General features: G+C 60.7%; 21 protein-coding genes. 2 read left to right on the plus strand and 19 right to left on the minus strand.

The annotated features are described in order from the left end of the window. Window positions 1–102: 102 nt before the first annotated feature. From pssA to AC13RC_RS03310, 5 genes are all read right to left on the minus strand, one after another. Window positions 103–963 carry a CDP-diacylglycerol--serine O-phosphatidyltransferase gene (gene pssA, locus AC13RC_RS03290; RefSeq protein WP_015339321.1) on the minus strand — a complete coding sequence of 287 codons (861 nt, stop codon included), beginning with the start codon at window positions 961–963 and terminating at the stop codon, window positions 103–105. Between the two features lie 20 nt (window positions 964–983). Continuing rightward, complete coding sequence (locus AC13RC_RS03295) at window positions 984–1,682, minus strand: phosphatidylserine decarboxylase (RefSeq protein ID WP_488556477.1); 699 nt, start codon at window positions 1,680–1,682, stop codon at window positions 984–986. A 306-nt stretch (window positions 1,683–1,988) separates the two neighbouring features. Further along, complete coding sequence (locus tag AC13RC_RS03300; protein ID WP_488556478.1) at window positions 1,989–2,687, minus strand: acid phosphatase; 699 nt, start codon at window positions 2,685–2,687, stop codon at window positions 1,989–1,991. Between the two features lie 133 nt (window positions 2,688–2,820). Then, entirely contained in the window at window positions 2,821–4,707 is a 1,887-nt protein-coding gene (locus AC13RC_RS03305) for an ABCB family ABC transporter ATP-binding protein/permease (protein WP_488556479.1), read from the minus strand. A 203-nt stretch (window positions 4,708–4,910) separates the two neighbouring features. Continuing rightward, window positions 4,911–6,962, minus strand: coding sequence for a LysM peptidoglycan-binding domain-containing protein (locus AC13RC_RS03310; RefSeq protein WP_488556748.1), 2,052 nt, complete (start codon window positions 6,960–6,962; stop codon window positions 4,911–4,913). 155 nt (window positions 6,963–7,117) lie between these two features. On the opposite strand from AC13RC_RS03310, the gene AC13RC_RS03315 reads away from it, so the two are divergent. Continuing rightward, entirely contained in the window at window positions 7,118–7,741 is a 624-nt protein-coding gene (locus AC13RC_RS03315; RefSeq protein ID WP_113329107.1) for an LOG family protein, read from the plus strand. Window positions 7,742–7,867: 126 nt separating this feature from the next. On the opposite strand, the gene rarD is transcribed toward AC13RC_RS03315, so the two are convergent. The 12 genes from rarD to radA all read right to left on the minus strand — a co-directional run bounded on the left by rarD (window position 7,868) and on the right by radA (window position 19,848). Beyond that, window positions 7,868–8,779: an EamA family transporter RarD gene (gene rarD, locus AC13RC_RS03320; protein WP_488556480.1), complete on the minus strand. Its 912-nt coding sequence runs from the start codon at window positions 8,777–8,779 to the stop codon at window positions 7,868–7,870. A 108-nt stretch (window positions 8,780–8,887) separates the two neighbouring features. Further along, window positions 8,888–10,504, minus strand: a complete 1,617-nt coding sequence (gene cimA / locus AC13RC_RS03325) for a citramalate synthase (protein ID WP_488556481.1) — start codon at window positions 10,502–10,504, stop codon at window positions 8,888–8,890. A 182-nt stretch (window positions 10,505–10,686) separates the two neighbouring features. Further along, window positions 10,687–11,646, minus strand: coding sequence for a prolyl aminopeptidase (gene pip / locus AC13RC_RS03330; protein ID WP_488556482.1), 960 nt, complete (start codon window positions 11,644–11,646; stop codon window positions 10,687–10,689). Continuing rightward, window positions 11,643–12,119: a GFA family protein gene (locus AC13RC_RS03335; protein WP_069616166.1), complete on the minus strand. Its 477-nt coding sequence runs from the start codon at window positions 12,117–12,119 to the stop codon at window positions 11,643–11,645. Before AC13RC_RS03335 ends, pip begins: the two co-directional genes overlap by 4 nt. Beyond that, window positions 12,112–12,603 (minus strand): GFA family protein, encoded by a 492-nt coding sequence (locus AC13RC_RS03340; protein ID WP_488556483.1) that lies wholly within the window; start codon window positions 12,601–12,603, stop codon window positions 12,112–12,114. The genes AC13RC_RS03335 and AC13RC_RS03340 overlap by 8 nt, the downstream gene beginning before the upstream one ends. Further along, on the minus strand, window positions 12,600–13,082 hold the full coding sequence (locus tag AC13RC_RS03345; protein WP_488556484.1) for a GFA family protein: 483 nt from the start codon (window positions 13,080–13,082) through the stop codon (window positions 12,600–12,602). Before AC13RC_RS03345 ends, AC13RC_RS03340 begins: the two co-directional genes overlap by 4 nt. Further along, the gene (locus AC13RC_RS03350; protein ID WP_488556485.1) at window positions 13,079–13,399 is read right to left on the minus strand and encodes an endonuclease domain-containing protein; all 321 of its coding nucleotides are present in this window, start codon (window positions 13,397–13,399) and stop codon (window positions 13,079–13,081) included. The genes AC13RC_RS03345 and AC13RC_RS03350 overlap by 4 nt, the downstream gene beginning before the upstream one ends. Window positions 13,400–13,659: 260 nt before the next feature. Next, complete coding sequence (cysS, locus tag AC13RC_RS03355) at window positions 13,660–15,051, minus strand: cysteine--tRNA ligase (protein ID WP_488556486.1); 1,392 nt, start codon at window positions 15,049–15,051, stop codon at window positions 13,660–13,662. 221 nt (window positions 15,052–15,272) lie between these two features. Continuing rightward, window positions 15,273–16,013 carry an SDR family NAD(P)-dependent oxidoreductase gene (locus AC13RC_RS03360; RefSeq protein ID WP_488556487.1) on the minus strand — a complete coding sequence of 247 codons (741 nt, stop codon included), beginning with the start codon at window positions 16,011–16,013 and terminating at the stop codon, window positions 15,273–15,275. A 69-nt stretch (window positions 16,014–16,082) separates the two neighbouring features. Beyond that, window positions 16,083–17,567: an amidophosphoribosyltransferase gene (gene purF / locus AC13RC_RS03365; protein WP_113351684.1), complete on the minus strand. Its 1,485-nt coding sequence runs from the start codon at window positions 17,565–17,567 to the stop codon at window positions 16,083–16,085. 164 nt (window positions 17,568–17,731) lie between these two features. Beyond that, the gene (locus AC13RC_RS03370) at window positions 17,732–18,352 is read right to left on the minus strand and encodes a CvpA family protein (RefSeq protein ID WP_069616173.1); all 621 of its coding nucleotides are present in this window, start codon (window positions 18,350–18,352) and stop codon (window positions 17,732–17,734) included. Between the two features lie 92 nt (window positions 18,353–18,444). Then, window positions 18,445–19,848: a DNA repair protein RadA gene (gene radA / locus AC13RC_RS03375; protein ID WP_113351685.1), complete on the minus strand. Its 1,404-nt coding sequence runs from the start codon at window positions 19,846–19,848 to the stop codon at window positions 18,445–18,447. A 151-nt stretch (window positions 19,849–19,999) separates the two neighbouring features. Between radA and AC13RC_RS03380 the strand changes: the two genes are divergently transcribed. Next, on the plus strand, window positions 20,000–20,635 hold the full coding sequence (locus AC13RC_RS03380; RefSeq protein ID WP_488556488.1) for a LysE family translocator: 636 nt from the start codon (window positions 20,000–20,002) through the stop codon (window positions 20,633–20,635). Window positions 20,636–20,656: 21 nt separating this feature from the next. Here the strand turns inward: AC13RC_RS03380 and alr are convergent, their stop codons facing one another. Together alr and AC13RC_RS03390 are read right to left on the minus strand one after the other, a co-directional pair. Continuing rightward, complete coding sequence (alr, locus tag AC13RC_RS03385; RefSeq protein WP_488556489.1) at window positions 20,657–21,820, minus strand: alanine racemase; 1,164 nt, start codon at window positions 21,818–21,820, stop codon at window positions 20,657–20,659. Window positions 21,821–22,135: 315 nt separating this feature from the next. Continuing rightward, on the minus strand, window positions 22,136–22,636 hold the full coding sequence (locus AC13RC_RS03390; RefSeq protein ID WP_069616177.1) for a GFA family protein: 501 nt from the start codon (window positions 22,634–22,636) through the stop codon (window positions 22,136–22,138). Window positions 22,637–22,842: the final 206 nt, after the last annotated feature.

Genomic DNA, 22,842 nt, shown 5'->3' on the forward strand with positions numbered 1-22,842 from the left:
CGACCGTCATGTCTCTGATTGATAAGGGAGACTTACAGACTAGCGGTTGCAGCCCGGCGATGCCGCCAGAGGACTGTTGTGCAGCGGTTTGATATGCCGGCGCTAGATATGCCGGCCGATGTCGTCGTTGGAATCATCGACATTGGGATCGGCGGGGCCGTTGATGGTATAGGTGCCGTATTTCTTTGCCCAGGAGCGTGCGCCGAAGGGTAGGGACAGCAAATAGATGACGACGGTCACGACCATGACATGCCACGTATAGCTCATGAGCAGCGCGACATAGACGACGAGGCCGAGCATGATCGGCAGCACCAGATCGCGCCTTACGCCGTTGCCTTCCGATTTGCCGGACCATACGGGCAATCGGCTGACCAGCAGGAAGCCGATGAGAACCGTGTAGGCTGCGCCCCATAAGGCGAAGGTGCGGTCCGGCGTAAGGCCGAGAAAGCCGAGATAAACAGGCAGCAGCACCAGCATGGCGCCGGCAGGCGCCGGTACGCCGACGAAATATTCGGATTGCCACGAGGCTTTATGCTCGCGTTCCGCCATGACATTGAAGCGGGCGAGCCGCAGTCCGGCGGCGATCGTATAGATCAGCGCCGCGATCCAGCCGAGCGAGCGGGCCTGATCCAGCAGAAAGACGTAGACGACGAGCGCCGGCGCAACGCCGAAATTGACGATGTCGGCGAGCGAATCCATCTGCGCGCCGAATTTCGAGGTGGCCTTCATCAGCCGCGCGACGCGCCCGTCGATGCCGTCGAGGAAGGCGGCAACCAGCACCGCCACGACGGCGAGCTCGTAACGGTTTTCGAAAGCGAGGCGAATGCCCGTCAGGCCTGAGCAGATCGCCAGCACGGTGATCATGTTCGGCACAATCAGCCGCAACGGAATTTCCCGGAGACGCGGTCCACGCGCTTCGTCATTGGGCCCGTGCGGCTCGAAAGGCGGAAAAGGCGTCTTCATCTCGCTCGTGTTCCTACACTTCAGCTGCGGCGGCTAAGGGTTGCGCCCTTGGCCGAGCCGAATTCGGCAATGACGGTTTCGCCGGCGATCGCCCGCTGGCCGACGGCAACGCGCGACGAAGCGCCTTCCGGCAGGAAGACATCGAGGCGCGAGCCGAAGCGGATGAGGCCGATGCGTTCGCCGGCATCCAGCGGCTCGTTCGGATGGACGAAGCAAAGAATGCGGCGGGCAACGAGGCCGGCAATCTGCACGACGCCGATTTCGCCATGCTTCGTTTCGATCACGAGGCCGTTGCGTTCATTCTGTTCGCTGGCCTTGTCGAGTTCGGCATTGAGGAAGCTGCCCTGGCGATAGGCGACGTTGGTGATGCGACCGCGCATCGGCGAACGGTTCACATGGCAATCGAAGACGTTCATGAAGATCGAGATACGCAGCATCGGCTGGCTGCCGAGATTGAGCTCGGCCGGCGGCGTCACCATCTGCACGCTCGAAACCTTGCCGTCGGCAGGCGATATCGCCAGATCATCGTCCTGAGGCGTCATACGTTCGGGATCGCGGAAGAAATAGGCGCACCACAGCGTCAGGATCAGGCCGATCCAGAAGAGCGGCTTGAAGATCCAACCGAGCACCAGCGACGCGACGAAGAAGCCTGCAACGAAGGGATAGCCCTCCTTGTGTATGGGAACGATGACGTTGCGTACGCTGTTCATCAAGCTCATCTATGGCCTACTCCGTTAGGGCATGCTCACCAGGAACCGGGCTCCGGTTCTTCGGCAAGATCATGCCAGTCAAAAGAATGAGAACAAGATAAGCGGTCTTGCTCTGAATACCAGTCGAGCGTGACTACAGGCAAACTCTGTCATGGGCAATGCTTTCGCGCGCTCGTCCTCAACGCAATCCGCGTCGAGCAAGATGCCAACGTTCCCCTGACTTGAAAAGTGCAGCCTGTGGAAACCCGTGCGGGACGCAATGAAAAGGCCGCCGATGGCGGCGGCCTCCTGTGTCCCGCGTCGGCCGATCGGAAATCAGAGGCCGAGAGCGGCGCGCAGTTCAGCCTTGGCGCCCTCATACTCGGTCTTGTAGTCCTCATGCGTCATGATGGTTTCGGCGATGACGGTGCCTGCAATGCGGCCGGCTTCGATATCGGAAGCATAGTGGATGCCGCCGACGATACGGTTATGGCCGTATTCCCAGGCGCGAGCCATGATGGCGGCGCGCTTTTCCGGCACCATGTTGGCAAGCACGATGCCCATCAGCGTGCCGACCGTGGTGTGGCCGGATGGATAGGAGCCGGACTTGGAGAGCGGCACGATCGGCTTGACCAGATCGCTGTAGAGATGGGGGCGCGGACGCTTCCAGACATCCTTGGCGGGATCGACGACGGCGCCTTCGGTCTCGACGACGCGATCGAAGAAGGCCGAAAACTTCGGCAGGTTTTCCTTGGTGAATTTCGGATTGTCGATGACGTCGGAGAAGCGCCAGACGTTCTCTTCGGCATCGGCCACGGCGCGAGCCCCCATTTCCGGCGTGCGGGTCACCTGGATCGTCAGGATTTCGCCGAGCTCAGCCTTCATCTGTGCGGAATCATTGGCGGGCGGAGGCGGCAGCAGATCGAGGAGGTTGATCTCCTTGGCATCGGTGAAAGGCTTGGCATCTTCGGCGAAAACCGGCGAGGCCAGGCCGACGACGAGCAACAGGCTGAAAGCTTTGGCAAAACTACGCATTTGAGGGGCTCCGTTGAAAAGACCCTCGTACCTAGCAAGCTGTCATCTCAGTCTCGTGACAACAATCGGTGCATAACCGCTGCGCACCCGATGCTGTCATGGGCGGTGGAGTTCCACGCTTCCACGGGTTTTCTCAGCTTGCAGGCGCCAGTCGGTCGACAACGCCGAGATCGTCGTTTTCGCGTACCTGTTTCAGATGCTCCTCCGCCTGCGTTGCCTCGCGCTGGCGGCTCCACATGGACGCATAAAGCCCGTTCCGCGCCAGAAGCTCGGCATGTGTGCCGCGCTCGGCGATCACGCCGCTTTTCAGCACGATGATCTCATCCGCTCCGATGACGGTCGACAGGCGGTGAGCGATGACAAGCGTCGTACGGTTCTTGGAGACGACGTCGAGGGCTGCCTGTATTTCGCGCTCGGTCGTCGTATCGAGCGCCGAGGTCGCCTCGTCGAGGATCAGGACCGGCGGCGCCTTGAGAATGGTGCGCGCGATCGCGACGCGCTGCTTCTCGCCGCCAGACAATTTGAGGCCACGCTCGCCGACCTTGGTCTCGAAGCCTTCCGGCAGATTGCGGATGAACTCGCCGATCTGCGCGATCTCCGCGGCCGCGGTAACTTCCCCTTCGCTGGCGCTCAGACGGCCATAGCGGATGTTGTAGGCGATGGTATCGTTGAAGAGCACGGTATCCTGCGGCACCATGCCGATGACCTTGCGCAGGCTCTTCTGCGTGACGGCTCGCAGATCCTGACCGTCGATGGTGATCGTACCGCTCTGCACATCGTAGAAACGATAGAGCAAGCGCGACAGCGTCGATTTACCGGCGCCCGAAGGCCCGACCACGGCGACCGTCTTGCCAGCCGGCACCTCAAAGGAGATGCCCTTCAAGATCGGCCGCGCCGGATCATAGGCGAAATGCACGTCCTTGAACGTGATCGCGCCATTGCCGATGACGAGCTCCTTGGCGTCAGGCGCGTCGACCACCTCGGGCTTGACCTCGAGCAGGTCGAACATTTCCTCGATATCGGTCAGGCCCTGGCGTATTTCGCGATAGACGAAGCCGATGAAGTTGAGCGGCACGGAGAGCTGTAGCAGCATGGCGTTGATGAACACGAAGTCGCCGACCGTGTGATGGCCGTTCAAGACGGACCAGCCCGACATGACCAACATCACCGTCGTGCCAAGGCCGAAGATCAAGCCTTGGCCGAAGTTCAGCCAGCCAAGCGACGTCCAGACGCTGGTGGCTGCCTTTTCATATCGCTCCATCGATTGATCGAAGCGTCTGGCTTCCATCTCCTCGTTGCCGAAATATTTGACCGTCTCGAAGTTCAGCAGCGAATCGATCGCCTTGGTGTTGGCGTCGGTATCGCTGTTGTTCATCGTCCGGCGGATGGAGATACGCCAGTCGCTCGCCTTGACGGTGAACCAGATATAGAGCCAGACCGTGACGGCCGTGACGGCGAGATAGGGAAAGCCATAGCCGCGCCAGAAGATGATGGCGGTCAGCAGGAATTCGATGAAGGTCGGAAACGTGTTGAGGATCGTGAAGCGGACGATTGTCTCGATGCCCTTGGTGCCGCGCTCGATGATGCGCGAGAGGCCTCCGGTCTTGCGCTCCAGATGGAAACGCAGCGAGAGCTCGTGCATGTGCACGAAGGTTCTGTAGGCGAGCTGGCGCACCGCATATTGGCCGACGCTCGCAAACAGGGCATCGCGCAGCTGGTTGAGGCCGAGCTGGATCAGACGCGTCGCGTTCGTGGCGATGATCAAAGCGATGGCGCCGACCAGGAAAGCAGGCAGAATGCCTTGCATGTCGACCTTGCCGTTCAGCGCATCGACGGACCATTTGAAGAAGTAGGGGACCAGCAGCAGGAAAAATTTCGACACTAACAGGAAGACGGTCGCCCAGACCACCCGCATTTTCAGATCCATGCGCCCGCTCGGCCACATATAGGGCCAGAGATTGACGATCGTGTTCAATGGATTGCTGGAATCCGCCGATATGGTTTTCTTCTGGCCTGCCATGTCCGTCTCCGGCGAATGATTGGGCAGCCGGATGTGGCAGCGTTTGCACAGCCGACTGGCAAGCCTTCATGGCCAAGACATGGCCGTTGTGGGAAGGCTATGGGGTCGGGCGACGCTTATACTATTTTCATGCGGTATAAAAGCAGCGGCCAGGCGTTGATGAGCCTGGCCGCTGCCAATGTTCACGATGGGCTGTCGTTGCGCTAGAGGTGCTCGCCCGAAAGCCGCTTGCGGTGAAGCTCCTCGGCATTCGGCAATGCATCCTTCGGCAGACCGAAGACCTGACCCGGCAGGATGCGGTCCGGATTGTTGATCTTGTCCTCGTTGGCCAGATAGATCGTCGTGTAGCGCACGCCCGCACCGTAGATGCGGCGTGATATCTGCCACAGCGTATCGCCGCGACGGATGATGACGGCATTGGTGTCCTGCGACAGCGGTGCCTGTTCGAGCGTCTTCGGGCCACTGTCGTTGGATGAGACCTCTGTGTTCGGCTGCGCCGGTGCCGTCTGAGCAGGCTGCGTGATAACAGCGATCATCTGTTCGAGCCCAGGCAGCGCCGCGCCGACCGATTTCGGATCTTTCGGCAAAGCCAGCAAGGTGGCAAGCGCCTTGGAGGCCGTGCTCGAAGCGTCGGAAGCAGCCTTCTTCAACGCAGCACTGGCGTTGATGGTCGGCCGGAATTCAGACAGCGACTTGAGCGCGATTTCCGTGCCGGAGCGGGCGGCTGCGAGCTGCTCCGTATTCGGCTGCTTGCCGTCGGTAAAGAGGCCCTTGAGCAGCGCAAAAGCCTTGCCCGCGCCTTCCTTGAGCTTGGCAAGCTCGCCCTCGTCGAGCGGCACCATGTTTGCCGTGGCCGTCTGCCCTTGACCATTTGCGGCGGCGGGTGTCTGCGCCGCGACCGTCACCTGATTGCCCTCGGGGCGCGTGAAGTTGACGCTGGTCCGCACGACGACTTTGCCGGCGCCATCGAGTACGTCGACGCGGATCTTGTGATCGCCGACGGCAAGAGGCATGGGTCCGTCCACGACAAAGTGACCGTCCGCACCCGCGACGTTCTCGCCGATGAGCTTGTCGTCGGCATAGGCGCGGACCTTGGCATTCGGCCTCGTGGTGCCGGCAACGAAGATATGATCGTTTTCGATCTCCACCGCATTGACCATGACGTCTGGATTCGCCTCTACCTTCGCTGCTGGCGGTGTTGCCGTGCCTGCCGCGGGATTGGCGGATGCGACCGCCGTACCATCCTGTTGCGGCTTGGCATCTGTCGTGGTCGCTTTGGCCTGAGTGCCGGCTGCGGACGCGTCCTGTTCGCCGGCGGGCACGCGGCCCTGCTTGGCGGAAGGCGCGGTGATGATGCGACTTGCAGCGCCTGGCTTCGACACCATCGCGAGAACCTGGGTGGAATTGTCCTTCGGCACGGAGACGGTTGCGATTTCCTCGGAACTGACGGCCTTACCGTCCTTGCCGGTCGCGCGCAGCACCAATTCGTGGTCTCCAGGCGGCAGCGGATTGTCGAGTACGGCGGCAAAGTCGCCGCTCGGGCCGACATTGGTCGTCGTGACAACCTTTTCGCCGTCGACGATCTCTAGCTTGGCATTCGGCTCGGCTGAGCCTGCGATAACAGTGGAGCCATCCGGTTCGACGCGCAACACATCGAATGATGGTACGCGAGGATTGGCAGCCGAGTTGTTCCCGGGCGCCTGTTGCCCTGTCAGCGTTGCAAGAGCCTTGTCGATCGCCGCACTGGCTTCGGCAGCATTCTCGGGGAGAGATTGGATGATGGCGAGAGCCTTGCCTGCACCGTCCTGCGCTTTCTTAACGAGTCCCGTTGTCGTTGCGTCGATCCCTTCGGGAAGCGCGAAGCCGACGATCGATTGCAGGGCAGTAATCGCCTTTGTCTTCGCAGCCGTGAAGACATCCTGGGCCGGTACATTGCCATCCTTGAAGAGCGCCTTCAAATCGGCCAGCGAAGCAGTTGCCGCGCCCGTCAGGTCGGTCAGCTTTTTCGCGAGGTCTGCCGTATTGACGGCGGTCGACACGGCATTCTGCGTGGCCTTGGTTGCGTTCTCGGCGGCCTCGCCAGCCTTCTGCGCGTTTTGGTCGATCGTATTTTTCACCGCATTGCTGGCTTGATTGACCACGTTGCCGATCGGGGTCTTGTCACCGTTGATGCGCGGCATCACGAAGAAGACCATCAACAAGGTCGCAATTGCCAACACCAACAGAGCCAGCCAACCGGCACGGTTCTTCATCATCATTCATCTCCACGCGGCGAAGTCATCGCAACTCCTGAAATTGCTAGCGATTTCGCCTGCTTTTACAAGCTTTCTCAGCCATTTTCGCATGTCCCGGCACAAGTTTTCCTTTGAAAAATCTTGACTGCGCACCTGCAGCATAGTTCTTTGCATCCATGACCGACGATTCCGCGCCAATTCGAACCATTTGCGTCTATTGTGGCTCACAGCCGGGACGCGATCCTTCCTACATGGCCGCTGGCCGCGAACTCGGCAAAAGCATTGCCGAAAACGGCCTGCGCCTGATCTATGGCGGCGGAACGAAGGGCATCATGGGCGCTGTCGCAAGCGGCGTGCTGTCGCACGGCGGTCAGGTCACCGGCATCATTCCGGAATTTCTGGTCGATATGGAAGCGACGCGCCACTCGCTCGGTCAGCTCGACGAACTCATCATAACGCCGGATATGCATACGCGCAAACATGGCATGTTCGAGCGCGCCGACGCTTTCGTGGCCTTGCCGGGCGGTATAGGCACCCTGGAGGAGATCGTCGAGATCATGACCTGGGGCCAGCTGGGCCGTCACGAAAAGCCGATGGTTTTTGCCAATATCAACGGCTTTTGGGATTCGATGATGGAAATCGTCCGTCATATGCGGGACGAGGGCTTCATCCATACCGCCCATCGTGTCCAGCCGCTTGTGATCGACAAGGTGGCCGATATCATTCCGGCGATCCGCAAGCATGCCGCAGAGACGCGCGGCGACCGCGGCGGAGAAGAGGCCGTGATTTCCAAGCTCTAAAAGCTGTTCCGGCAAACGAGCAGCGGTTTTCGCTTAGGGCTGCGTGATGACAAGGGACGAGGCGGTTCACGGCTTTCTTGAAAGCCAAACCGCCACAAATAGCGATTTGCTAACCATATCGTCTGGTTATGCTCCTCTGCTCTGACGCAGCATCGACCAGCTGTAGAGCACGAGACCGGCCCATATCAGCGAGAATGCAACGAGCTGCGTCGTGCCGAAGGGTTCCTTGAACAGGAAAACGGCGATCAGGAAGACCATTGTGGGAACGATGTATTGCATGATGCCGATGGTTGACATCCTCAAAAGCTTCGCACCATTGGCGAAGATCATCAACGGCAGCGCCGTCACGAGCCCGCAGCCGAGCAGGAGCGCGGTATCCGAAAGGCCGGTCTGGTAAAAGTGGCCTTCGCCGTGCGCTTCCAGATAGAGGATGTAAAATGCTGCCGGGATGCAGAGCAATAGCACCTCGATGAAAAAGCCCTGGTTGGCTCCAACAGGCAGGGTTTTGCGGAAAAAGGCATAGAAGCCCCAGGAGAAGGTCAGCGACAACGCGACCCAGGGCAGGGTGCCGGCTTTCACCGTCAAAATGATGACGGCGGCTGCTGCAAGGCAGATCGCGACGATCTGCGTCGGCGCCAGCTTTTCCTTGAGCAGGACGGCGCCGAGCGCGATGCTGAACAGCGGATTGATGAAGTAACCGAGGGCCGCATCGAGCGAATGGCCGGCGCCGATGGCCCAGACATAGGTTCCCCAGTTGATGGTGACGAGCGCTGCCGTCAGCGACGCCATGGCGATTGTCCGCGGGTTGCGAAACGCCGCCTTTACGTCACCCAGGCGGCCGAGCGCCAGCAGCACGATGCCGGCGACGGGAACCGACCAGACGATGCGATGGGCGATGACCTCGAAAGCCGGGATATGCGCCAGCGCCTTCATATAGAGTGGCAGAACGCCCCAGAAGAGATAGGCCGTCATCGCAAAGCCGAAGCCGCGGATAGCGTCGTTGTTCTTGATTTCAGGTTTGACCGCGTCAGTGGCCATGAATTTTCCCGTCATTCTCTGTTATTTGAGACGGGATTACTCCAATGCATGCGGCATGGCTAATTCATTTCATTGACGGCATCGTCAAGCTTTTTGATGGGCGGCGGATTACTCCGCCGCAATCTTGCCTGCCATATGCCGGTTTTTCATCAGCTTGTAGATGACGGAATCCATCAGAGCCTGGAACGACGCATCGATGATGTTTTCGGAGACGCCGACCGTCCACCAGCGTACGCCATCGCTATCGGTGGATTCGATCAGGACTCGGGTGATGGCCTCCGTGCCGCCATTGAGGATACGCACCTTGAAGTCGGCCAGTTCCAGATCGTCTATCTCGTGCTGGTATTTGCCGAAATTCTTGCGCAGCGCCAGGTCGAGTGCGTTGACCGGGCCGTCTCCCTCGGCAACCGACATGATGGTTTCGCCATCGATGATGATCTTGACGACGGCTTCCGAGACGATTTTCACCCGGCCGTGGGAATCGAAGCGGCGTTCCACCATGACGCGGAAACCATCGATCGCAAAGAATTCCGGGATGGTACCGAGCGTGCGGCGCGCCAAAAGTTCGAAGCTCGCATCCGCGCCTTCGTAAGCATAGCCTGTCGCTTCGCGTTCCTTGACGATGTGGATCAGCTGGTCGAGCTTCGGATCGTCCTTGCCGACCTCGATGCCGCGCCGCTTCAGCGCATTGATGAAGTTCGACTTGCCGCCCTGGTCGGAGACCATGACCTTGCGGAAGTTGCCGACGCTTTCCGGCGGCACATGTTCGTAGGTGCGCGGGTCCTTCAGCAGCGCCGAGGCGTGGATACCAGCCTTGGTGGCAAAGGCGGAGGCACCGACATAGGGCGCCTGATGGTCGGGTGAGCGGTTCAGAAGCTCGTCGAAGGCATGCGAAAGGCCGGTCAAGCCCACCAGCCGCTCGGCGTCGATCGTCGTTTCGAAGCGTTCGCTATAGGCTCTTTTCAGCGCCAGGGTCGGGATCAGTGTGATCAGGTTGGCATTGCCGCAGCGCTCGCCGATGCCGTTCAGCGTGCCCTGGATCTGCCGCACGCCGGCCTCGACCGCCGCGAGCGAATTGGCGACCGCCTGGCCGGTATCGTTATGGGCATGGATGCCGAGACAGTGCCCAGGAACGCCGCAGGCGATGACGGCCTCGACGATGGCGCGAATCTCCGGCGGCTGTGTGCCGCCGTTGGTGTCACAGAGCACGACCCAGCGCGCTCCGGCATCATAGGCCATCTTGGCGCAAGCAAGCGCATAGGTCGGATTGGCCTTGTAGCCGTCGAAGAAGTGCTCGCAATCGACCAAGGCTTCCTTGCCGGCGCCAATGGCCGCCTTGACGCTTTCGGCGATGCTTTCCAGGTTTTCCTCGTTGGTGCAGCCGAGCGCCACCTGGACGTGATAGTCCCAGCTCTTCGCAACGAAACAGATCGCGTCTGATTTCGCCTGCAGCAGGCTCGCAAGGCCGGGATCGTTGGAGGCGGAGATGCCGGCGCGCTTCGTCATGCCGAAGGCGACGAAGGAGGCCGATGTCGTGCGCTTCTCGTTGAAGAAGGCCGTATCGGTCGGGTTGGCGCCGGGGTACCCGCCTTCGACATAATCCAGGCCGAATTCATCCAGCATGGTCGCAATGGCAATCTTGTCCTCGACCGAAAAATCGATGCCGGGTGTTTGCTGGCCATCGCGGAGCGTCGTGTCGAAGAGATAGATTTTTTCGCGTGTCATACTGTTTCCTCCGGCGAACCGGTTTGATGGTGGGATGCCCCTCATCCGTCCTCTCTCGGTTTCGCTTTGCGAAACTGTTCGAGTCCACCTTCTCCCCGTTTACACGGGGCGAAGGGGCTTGTGAGCTTGTTCCCTCTCCCCGCATGCGGGGAGAGGGCTAGGGTGAGGGGCCTTATTCGGCATTATACTTTCCCGGCAAACCTGTCCGTCGCGCGGATTAGCTGATCGAGAATGCCAGGCTCCGACGAAGCATGGCCGGCACCCTCGACCAGGTGAAATTCCGCTTTCGGCCAAGCCTTGTGCAGCGCCCAGGCATATCGCGCCGGGCAGGGCATGTCGTAGCGCCCATGGACGATGACGCCGGGAATGTCTTTTAACTTGTAGGCGTCGCGCAGGAGTTGGCCCTCTTCGAGCCAGCCGGCGTTGACGAAGAAATGGTTCTCGATACGGGCGAAGGCATGCGCATATTCCGCATCTTCGAACTGGGCACTGACGGCAGGTTCCGGCAGAAGCGTGATCGTCTCGCCTTCCCAGATCGACCATGCCTTTGCGGCTTCCAGGCGGGCAGCCTTGTCCGGATGCGTCAGCAGCCGATGATAGGCGGCCATCATCTCATGACGCTCTTCCGGCGGAATGGGTGCCACGAAACGCTCCCATTTGTCGGGGAACATTTCGGAGACGCCGAACTGATAGTACCAGTCCAGTTCGGCTTTCGTCAGCGTATAGATGCCGCGCACGACCAGTTCGGTAACGCGATCCGGATGCGTTTCGGAATAGGCGAGCGCCAGCGTCGAGCCCCAGGAGCCGCCGAAAACAAGCCATTTCTCAACGCCGGCCATTTTGCGCAGCCGCTCGATATCGTCGACTAGATGCCAGGTGGTATTGGCTTCCAAGTCGGCATGCGGCGTCGAGCGCCCACAGCCGCGCTGATCGAATAGGGTCACGTCGTAAAGCGCCGGATCGAACACGCGGCGATGGCTGGGCGAAATGCCGCCGCCGGGTCCGCCATGCAGGAAGACGGCGGGCTTGGCGCCAGGCGTTCCCACCCGTTCCCAATAGATCACATGACCATCGCCGACATCGAGATGGCCGGAGGCGTAAGGTTCGATCTCCGGATAGAATGTGCGCAGGACTTCGGTCATATTTTCAGCCCCTCGGCCGGCCAGACATCGGTGTCATGATCGGGATGCTGGAAGGAAATGATCTGCTCCTGCCGCGAATAGAAATCCGGATCCTGATGAATGGGCTTTTCGAAAATCGTCTCTACCCAAGGCAGTCGATACGCATGGTTGACCTGGATCTGCGGGGCGAGATCGTCGCGCTCGTCGAAGGCGCCGATGGCGATTTCGAGGCCGCCCGGATGACGGTAGGTCAACGGCGTGCCGCAGTTCTTGCAGAAGCCGCGGTCGATATTGACGGAAGACTGGAAATAGCTCGGTTCGCCGCGCGTCCATTCCACGCCGTCTTCAGGGGCGGTAACAAGCGCGGAGAAGAAATTGCCGAACTGCTTCTGGCACATGCGGCAATGGCAGATTGAGGGGCGGCCGAGCTGGCCGCGGATGCGAAACCGTACCGCGCCGCATTGGCATCCTCCGCTTCTGGTAGCTTCACTCATGGCTCTTCTCCTCTGGCCAGCTTGAGGTATCGTGATCAGGATGCTGATGATTGGACAGCTTGATCGATATCGCACGGTCCGAGCTATCCTCGTCCGGTTCCATCGGCAGCGCATCGAGTGCATGGAACCAGGGCATCTTTGCCGCGCGGTTCGATTGCGCGATGGGTTGGACCAGCGTTGGCTCATCCAGTGAACCAAGCGTCACATTGATGGAATCCGTGCCGGGCACATCATAGAACAGGGGCGTGCCGCAGGTGCCGCAAAAGCCGCGGCGCACGAGATCGGACGAATGAAACCATGAGGGTTCGCCGCGTGTCAGCTCGAAATCGGCCCGTTTGGCGTTTCCCAGCGGCAGGGCATAATTGCCGGATGCTTTCTGGCACATGCGGCAATGACAAAGATGCGGATAGCCGAGCGCGCCGGCGGTGCGATAACGAACCGCGCCACATTGGCATCCGCCGCTATATCCCGCTGCCATTGTCATTTGCTGCTCTCCGGTGGCCACGTTGCCGTATCGTGATCGGGATGCTGGTTGGATATGATGTTCAATACGAAGGGTGCCTGCGCGGCATCCTCCTCCGTCGAGTGTCCGGGCAGCAGATGCAGCCGATCGACGAAGCCGATCTTGGCTTCCGTGCCATATTGGACGACAGGCGGCAGCTGCGAGGGGTTATCGAAAGCACCAGCCGCGATTGCAATGCCATCGGGCGCTTCATAGGTCAGCGGCGTTCCGCAATCCCCGCAGAAGCCGCGCTTCACATAATTGGACGATTGGAACAGCTTCCGCCCGCCACGTGTCCATGCGAGCTCGGCACCACGCGTCGAGACCAGCGGCGCGTAGTAGGCGCCGAAAGCCTTCTGACACATGCGGCAATGACAGATCGACGCATCCTTCAGCTCGCCCCGCACCCGGAAGCGAACCGCGCCGCACTGACAGCCGCCGGTGTAGGTCGAGACGGTCATAACTTATCCTTTCCGCTGACGATCAGGATATGCATGCAGACGTTATCGATATCCTTCAGGACATCGTCATTCCAGAAGCGCAGGATAGTCCAGCCATCGGCTTCGAGGCGGCGGGTGCGAATCTGGTCATAGGTCTGATCACGATCATTGCCGTGCTGGGAGCCGTCGACTTCGACAATCAGCCTTTCGGCAGGGCATGCGAAATCGACAATATATCCAGCGATGGGCAACTGGCGGCGGAAGCCGAGGCCCATGAGGCGATGGGCACGCAATTCGTTCCATAGACGCAGTTCCGCATCCGTCCTGACCTTGCGCATGCGGCGTGCATTGCTTCGGGCTTTCGGCGGGACTGGAGTATGCGGCAAAGTACCCCCCTCTGTCACTTCGTGACATCTCCCCCACAAGGGGGGAGATTGTTCGCGGCGAGCTGTTAGCCCTCCATCTTCTTTCCCGCGCAGGCGGAAACGTATTGCTGCTGAAATAGAAGGCAGCTTGGAACTAGAGCGGTCGGCAAACTCCCCCAATCTCCCCCCTTGTGGGGGAGATGTCACGAAGTGACAGAGGGGGGTAACCAGACTCACCGCTTGATCTCCCAAGTCGTGATACGCTCGCCCGTCGTTGGATCCTTACCATCCTTGAGCTGGATACCCATGGCCGTCAGCTCCTCGCGAAGCTTGTCGGCTTCGGCGAAGTTCTTTGCCTTCAACAACTCCAGTCGCTGACGTACCTTGGTATCGATCTCCGCGACCACAGCTTCGTCCATCTCCGCCTTCTTCGGCAGCAGGCCGAGAAGATCGGCGCTGGCCGTGAAGACAGGCAGGAGATTGGCATCGGCATTGGTTGCTTGCGCCAGGGCATGCAGCGCCTGGATGGCGGCGACGGTGTTGAGATCGTCGCCGAGAGCGGCAAGGACTGTCTGATCCGGCGCGGCACCGCTGGCATCCCCCGCCGGCCATTTGGCGATTAGCCGTTCGGCCTCTTCCAGACGCTTCACAGAGAAATCGATCGGCTCGCGATAATGTGTCATCAGCATGGCAAGCCTCAGCACCTCGCCCGGCCAGGTCCGGCCGCCGAGCTTTTCCGTCTGCAGCAGCTCGTAGATGGTGACGAAATTGCCTTCCGATTTCGACATCTTGCGGCCTTCGACCTGCACGAAGCCGTTATGCATCCAGACATTGGCCATGGCATGCGTGCCATGCGCGCAGCGCGATTGCGCGATTTCGTTTTCATGATGCGGGAAGATCAGGTCGAGCCCGCCGCCGTGAATGTCAAAGACATCACCGAGATAGCGTCCGCTCATGGCCGAGCATTCGATATGCCAGCCCGGACGACCGCGGCCCCAGGGGCTTTCCCAGCCGGGTTCGTTCTCGTCCGAAAGTTTCCACAGAACGAAATCGCCGGGGCTCTTCTTGTGCTCGTCGACGGCGACGCGTGCGCCGGCCTGCTGCTCATCGAGATTGCGCTTCGAAAGTTGCCCATAATCGGCCATCGACTTGGTATCGAACAGCACCTCGCCGGCCGCCCGATAGGCATGACCTTTCTCGATCAGCGTTTCGATGATCGCGATCATCTGTGCGATATTGTCGGTCGCACGCGGTTGCACCGATGGCTCCAGGCAGCCGAGCGCCGTCGTGTCTTCGCGGTACTGCCGTTCGGTCTTCTCCGTCACCAGGCGGATCGCATCGTTCAGCGGCAGGCCGGGATGGTCGCGCAGCGCACGCGCATTGATCTTGTCGTCGACGTCGGTGATGTTGCGGACGTAGGTGACACGGCTCTCGCCGTAGACGTGCCGCAGCAGCCGGAACAGCACGTCGAAGACGATCGCCGGGCGGGCATTGCCGATATGGGCGAAGTCATAGACCGTGGGGCCGCAGACATACATGCGGACGTTATTGCGGTCAATCGGCTGAAAATCGGCCTTTTCGCGCGTCAGCGTGTTGTAGAACTTCAATTGCGGCTCGGCGGCCATGTCACTCTCCCAAGGCATAATCCGAAAAAATACCGTCACCGGCAGGCCGGACGTTTGTCATCTTGGATTTTGGGAGACGAAAACGGCCAGGCCAGCGAAACGCTAGCGAATAATCTTCCGGCAGATAATGCAGATAACCGTTTTCATGGGCGGCTTTATCGCGCGCCGGATGAATTTGGTCAAGTAGGGATAAGGTGTCTCACGTAAAGGCTGAGACGTTTTTATTCCGGCATTCGATAGTCGACGAGCCTGTTCTCGCGCACGACGAAAAGCTTGCCGGTTTCGGTGGCGTCGGGGCCGACCAGAGGCAGGATCGCCTGAGCGACCTCTCGCGGATGCGGCAGCGTATCCGGATCTTCGCCGGGCATGGCCTGGGCGCGCATGGCGGTGCGGGTAGCGCCCGGATCGACGCTGGTGATGCGCAGCGGCGTGCTCTGCGTTTCCCCGGCCCAGGTGCGGGCCAGCGCCTCGACGGCGGCCTTGGAGGCGGAGTAGGGCCCCCAGAAGGGCCGGCAGCGATGGGCGGCGGCCGAAGAGAGGATAACGGCGCGGCCCGCCTCGGCGCGCATCAGCAGCGGCTCCACGGAACGGATCAGCCGCCAAGTGGCGGTGACATTGATCGTCATCACCTTTTCGAACACCTTGGCTTCGACATGGCCGATCGGCGAGATCACGCCAAGCACGCCGGCATTGGCGATGAGGATGTCGAGCTTGCCCCAGCGCTCGTAGATGGAGGCGCCGAGCGCATCGATGGCATTCATGTCGGCAAGATCGAAGGGCACAAGGGTCGCCGAGCCGCCGGCAGCCTTGATGGCATCGTCAAGCTCCTCAAGGCCCCCGACCGTGCGGGCGCAGGCGATCACATGCGCGCCGGCCTTGGCCAGCTCCAGTGCCGTGAAATAGCCGATACCGCGCGATGCGCCGGTGACGAGGGCGATCTTGTCCTTGAGATTGACGCTCATGCTGCCTTGATCCGAATGCGTGGAAAGAGAAAGGGGCAGGGCGCCCCTGTCAGCCGTTACTTGGGCTTGTCAGCCGTTGCTCGCGAGGACGGAGAGCTTGCGCACGTTGCTGGTGCTTTCCTTGTCGAGCAGACGCGTCGGATAGTCACCGGTAAAGTAATGGTCGGTGAACTGCGGCTGCGCATTGTTGCGCGGCTCGCCGCCGACGGCCTGGTAAAGGCCGTCGATGGACAGGAACTCCAGCGAATCCGCGCCGATATACTCGCACATGGCCTTCAGGCTCGTGTACTGGTTTGCCAACAGCTTGTCGGCGTCCGGTGTGTCGATGCCGTAGAAATCCGGATGGAAGATCATCGGGCTGGCGACGCGGATATGCACCTCGCTGGCGCCGGCATCGCGGATCATCTGCACGATCTTCACCGATGTCGTGCCGCGCACGATGGAATCGTCGACGAGCACCACGCGCTTGCCGGCGATGATTTCGCGATTGGCGGAATGCTTGAGCTTGACGCCGAAGGCGCGGATCTGCTGCGTGGGTTCAATGAAGGTGCGGCCGACATAATGGTTGCGGATGATGCCGAGCTCGAAGGGAATGCCGCTTGCCTGCGCATAGCCGATGGCGGCCGGTGTGCCTCCATCCGGCACCGGCACGACCACGTCGGCCGCGACAGGCGCTTCCTTGGCAAGGTTGATGCCCATGTTCTTGCGGGCGACATAAACGTTGCGGCCGCCGACGACGGAATCGGGACGGGCGAAATAGACATATTCGAACAGGCAGAGACGCTCGGGTTGTGAAACTTCCGGCTTGCGGGCGTCGATGGTGATCGAACCATCAGGCTGGATCTCGCAGATGATGACCTCGCCGTTTTCAACGTCGCGGACATATTTTGCGCCGATGATGTCGAGAGCACAGGTCTCCGAGCAGAAGATGGGCTTGCCGTCGAGTTCGCCCATGACCAGCGGCCGGATGCCGATCGGATCGCGGGCGGCGATCAGCTTGGTGCGCGTCATGGCGAGCATCGAATAGCCGCCTTCCATCTGCCTGATAGCATCGATGAAACGATCCGAGGAGGAGGGATGCTTGGAGCGGGCGATGAGATGCAGGACGACTTCGGTATCCGAGGTCGACTGACAGATGGCACCATCGGCAATCAGCTGACGGCGCATGGTCAGGCCGTTGGTGAAATTGCCGTTATGGGCAATGGCGATGCCGCCGACTTCCAGCTCGGCAAACAGCGGCTGGACATTGCGAAGGATGGTCTCGCCGGTGGTGGAGTAGCGTACATGACCGATCGAGCGGTCACCGGGGAGGCGGGCGAGGGTGGCGGGGTCGGTGTAGTGGTCGCCGACCAGACCCATCCGCCGCTCCGAGTGGAAGCGCTGACCATCGAAGGAGACGATGCCGGCCGCTTCCTGGCCGCGATGCTGCAAGGCGTGCAGGCCGAGCGCCGTCAGTGTTGCCGCATCCGGGTGCCCCAAGATGCCGAAGACGCCGCATTCCTCATGCAGCGTGTCGCCGTCGATATCGTCCTCGAAGGAAACGGAATGGTTCATGGCTGCGGGCCTTTGCTCTCAACGTGGGCGGATCGGGGCGGCGTCACGAGTGACCATTAAAATAACTTAAAATCCGGCCGGAAAAAATATCGGGCCGGATCTTCTATTGTCACGCCGCTCAAATGGCGATTCTCGGGCGGCAGGTCAAGCCTGTAAACGCACCGTCAATTGTTTGTCTGCGGCGCCGGTGCGTCATCCGACGGCGCGGTATCGTTCGGCGTGGCGTTGTCGCCGCTTCCCTGCTGCTGCTGTTGCTGCTGGTTTGGCGCGATCTTGTTGAGGATTTCGGCCGGCAGCCTTGCCTGAATGTCTTGGGGCAGCGCCGCGGTCAGCTTCTCGACCATTGAATCGAGGAAAGGCTTCGACTTGGCGTTATTGACCCAATCCGGACGTGCGGCCGGTGCCACCAGCCAGTTCCAGAAGGCAACGACGACGACCATCAGCAGCAGGCCGCGTGCCGCGCCGAAGAGGAAGCCGAGCGTGCGGTCGAGCGCGCCGATGCGGCTGTCGATAATGAAATCGGCAATCCGGATGGTGATGAAGGAAATGATGATGAGCGCCAGCAGGAAGATGACGGCGGCTGACGCAATCGTGGCGATCTTGGTGTCGGCCTTGTATTGCAGAGCATAGGGAACGAGCAGCGGATAGAGATAGTATGCGGCGACTGCGGAGCCGCCCCAGCTGACGATCGAGAGAATTTCGCGCGAGAAGCCGCGAACCATGGCCAGAATGGCGGAGAAGAGAAGAACGCCGATAACAATACCGTCGAAAATCGTAATGGGCATCTATAATCCACTTCAAGACTTGCCGGACCTCATGGTCGGCATCGGCCTCAATTCATGAGCCTCTTCTTCGCCAAGAACGGCTGAAGTAAGGCTCAGTCTTCGTCTTCCGCGCGCTTGAGCGCACCTTTCGATCCGGCAATGCGCGCCACCAGATCCGGTAGGCTGTCGATCTCGCTCCAGCGTCCGCCATTGCCCTTTGGCAGATCGGCGGAAGCGGCAGGCAGAACGGCCGCGGAAAATCCCAGCTTCTCGGCTTCCTTGAGGCGCTGGGCGGTGTGCGCAACCGGCCGGACGGCGCCCGACAGGCTGACTTCGCCGAAATAGACGCAATCGGCGGGCAGAGCAAGACCAGCCAGGGAGGAAACCAGTGCAGAAGCGACCGCAAGGTCCGCAGCCGGCTCGGAAATGCGGTAGCCGCCGGCAATATTGAGGTAAACATCGTGCTGACCGAGCCGCACGCCGCAATGCGCTTCCAGAACGGCGAGAATCATGGAAAGGCGCGCCGAATCCCAGCCGACGATGGCGCGGCGCGGCGTGCCGAGCGATGTCGGCGCGACCAGCGCCTGCACCTCCACCAGCACAGGACGCGTGCCTTCGATGCCGGCGAAGACCGCCGCGCCTGGCGACTTTTCGTTGCGTTCACCAAGGAAAAGTTCGGACGGATTAGGCACGTCGCGAAGCCCGGCGTCGGACATTTCGAAGACGCCGATCTCGTCGGTCGGACCGAAGCGGTTCTTCACCGTGCGCAGGATACGGTAATGATGGCCCCGATCGCCTTCGAAGTAGAGAACGGCATCGACCATATGCTCGACGACGCGCGGCCCGGCGATCTGGCCATCCTTGGTGACATGGCCGACCAGCACCATGGCAGTTCCCGTCTGCTTGGCGAAGCGGATCATCGCCTGCACGCCGGTACGCACCTGCGTTACCGTGCCGGGTGCGGATTCGGCAAGCTCGCTCCATAGCGTCTGGATGGAATCAATGATGACAAGATCCGGCCGCTTGCCTTCCGCCAGCGTTGCCAGGATATCCTCGACATTGGTTTCGGCGGCGAGCAGCACTTCGGTATCGGCCGCCTTCAGCCGTTGGGCGCGCAGGCGCACCTGCGCCACGGCCTCTTCGCCGGAGACATAGACGATCTTGTGTCCTTGCCGGGCGAGGGCCGCTGCCGCCTGCATCAGCAGCGTCGACTTGCCGATGCCAGGATCGCCGCCGACGAGAACGGCCGAGCCACGCACAAAACCGCCGCCGGTGGCGCGGTCGAGCTCGGATATGCCGGTATGGATGCGCGGCGCTTCCTCGATTTCACCCGAAAGCGTGGTCAGCGTGACGGGCTTGCCCTTTCGCGGCGTCTTCGTTGGTCCGCCGCCGATTCCGCCCATCGGATCTTCCTCGACGATGGTATTCCACGCGCCGCAACTGTCGCACTTGCCGGCCCAGCGATTGTGGACCGTGCCGCAGTTCTGGCAGATGAATTGTGTGCGGGCCTTAGCCATAGGATGCTATTCTCAAGTTCAAATGCTTCGCTTTTCGCGACGAATCGCTTGGGCAGTCAGATAATGTCTTTCCCGGCCTATCAAAACTAATGATTTCCGTATCAACGGCGATCGTGTCAGCCTTTATGCCGGGTTTTATGGATGATGACCGATGTTTGACTATTCGCTTGCGCACTGGATGGGCTTTCTGACTGCTGCGATCCTCCTCAATCTGTCGCCGGGGCCGGATATCGCCTTCATTCTCGGTCACACGATCAGAAGCGGCATGCGCTCCGGCTTTGCAGCGCTGTTCGGCATCTGGAGCGGCGCGTGCCTGCATGTACTGATGGCGGCCGCCGGCCTGTCGGCGATCCTTGCTGCCTCCGCGCTGGCCTTCTCGACCGTCAAATGGGTCGGCGCGGCCTATCTGATCTGGCTCGGCATCCAGGCGCTGCGCTCGAAAGGCGAGGGGGCATGGATCAAGGAGGCGGGCAAGACGCTCTCCTGGGGCCGCATCTATCGACAGGGCATCATGGTCTCGCTGCTCAATCCGAAGGTCGCCATCTTCTTCCTGGCCTTCCTGCCGCAATTCGTCGTCGAAGGCGCCGGCCCGGTCTGGGCGCAGCTTTTGCTGCACGGAAGCCTGATTATCGTCGTCGCCGCTTTCATCGAGCCGCCGCTGATCCTGCTCGGCGGCCGCCTGAGTGACGCGCTTCGGCGCAATCGCAGCCTTGGCCTTTGGCTCGATCGCGGTCTCGGCACGCTGTTCGTGGCGCTTGGCGTTCGGTTGGCGATCAGTGCGCGCTAAATATCCTGAGACGTAGCCGGGCTATTCCTCGGTCTCTTCCGAGATATACCGGCGTTCGTGCCGCAGCCCCATGCTGGTCAGCATCTCATAGCCGATGGTGCCTGCCGCCCTTGCGGCCTCGTCGATCGAGATGTTGCTGCCGAAAAGTTCAACGTAGTCACCGGCTCTGACCAGGTTTTCCGGTAGATCGGTCACGTCGAAAATGGTGAGGTCCATGGTGATGCGGCCGGCAACGGGTACCTTATGCCCGGCAATGAAGCCATGACCGCCCGCAATGCCGGTTTGGCGCAATGGCACGCCGGCACTCGACTGGCTGCGCATATAGCCGTCGGCGTACCCTGCCGAGACGATCGCCAGTCGGCTGTCGCGGGTCAATTGAAGCGCGCGGCCATACCCCACCGTCTCGCCTGCCTTGACAGAGCGGGTCTGGATGATCCGAGCCTCCGCCGTCGCCACCGGGCGCATCGGATTGGCCATGCCCGGCACTGCCTCGCCGCCATAGGTGGCGATGCCGGGGCGGGTGAGATCGAAATGATAGTCGGCCCCAAGAAAGATGCCGGCCGAATTGGCAAGGCTCGCCTCGATGCCTTCGAAGGCGGCACTGACTTTGCGGAAAGCCTCGAGCTGCTGCCAGTTCATCGCATTGGAAGGATGGTCGCCGCAGGCGAGATGGCTCATGACGAGAACCGGCGCAAAGCTTGCCGGACGCGAGACGTCATTAGCAAGCGCGATAGCATCATCCATCGGCAGGCCGAGCCGGTTGAAGCCGGTGTCGACCTGTAGCGCGCAGGGATAATCGCCATAATCAGACAGAACCGACATCCAGAAGGTCAGCTGTTCTTCCGAAGCAATGACGGGTACGAGGTCGTTTTCGAAGAACCGGCGCTCCATGCCCGGCCAGATGCCGCTGAGCACGAAGATGCGCCCCTCGGGGGCATAGAGCCGCAAGGTCGCGCCTTCATCGGCGGTGGCGACGAAGAAATCGCGCGCGCCGGCGCCATAAAGCGTTTCGCCGACATCCTCGATGCCAAGCCCGTAGGCATCGGCCTTGACAACGGCCGACGCGCGGGCCTTCCCCGAGCGGCGCGCGAGGTCGCGCCAGTTTTCGACGAGCGCGCCGAGATCCACCGTCAGCCGCAGGCCGGCGGAAGCGAAAGCATCGTCGTCATTGAAATTATCTGTCATGGGGCGCCCTAAACAAGGAAGTGGCCGGAAGTGATTTGGCTTGGGTCAGGATACTGGCCGTCGATGAAAAGAAAAAGTGCTGCGATGCATGTATGCGGAATTAGGCAGAAACTGCCGCCACATTTCTGACGACAGCTTCCGGCTAAAGGTCGGAAACCAACAGGCTGCTTTGCGGCACGAATGAGCTGAAGGGCAGGCCTTCAGGCACGCTGCGCGCATCATCTTGAAGGCAGGCTGTCGTAGGCTTTAGTTTCCGGGATGATGGCTATTTCGGAACAGCGGCATCGTGCCCCGCTGGCGATCGCCGGAATAGGCTCAGTCGTCACGCCTTCTCACCGCCCATGAGGCGGTATCGCGATCAGGATGCTGATTGTTGCTCGTCTTGATCGCCGCAGCCCAATCGGCGCCGTTATTTTCAGTCACGCCGGTATTTTCTATGCCCGTGATCGTATCGAACCATGTCACCATATTCTCGGTGCAGGTATTGGCATGCGGCGGGAAGGCATGCGGATTATCAAGCGAACCGATCATCAGGTTGGTGCGGCCGTTTTCGAGGTGATGGAAGAACAATGGCGTGCCGCAATTGGCGCAGAAGCCGCGCTCGACAAGCTCAGAACTCTTCCAGATGCTCGGCTTGCCGCGCGTCCAGGTGAGCGCATCATCAGGCGCGGCGACCAGCGCGGCAAAGATGTTGCCGGAGGCTTTCTGGCACATGCGGCAATGGCAGAGATGCGAATTATCATGCATGGCAGTTGCGTGATAGCGCACGGCACCGCACTGGCAGCCGCCGCTTACCGTCATCTCAATGCGTTTCAATTTTCCTTCTCCTCCAAAAGGCGAGTTTGGGCCTAAATGCTTTTTAGGTTTTCATCTTCGGATCGTCCAGCGGAACGACGGATCCGACCACACCTTCTCAAAAAAAGCACGGACGGGTGGATGCCAGCCTTTCCCACATGCGATCACTTTTGTTCAAGACGCGCGGGAGCCGGCGCGCTAATCTTCGGGGATGCAGAACGTTTCGC

It is taken from the genome of Martinezella sp. CNPSo 3890 (genome assembly GCF_057784455.1).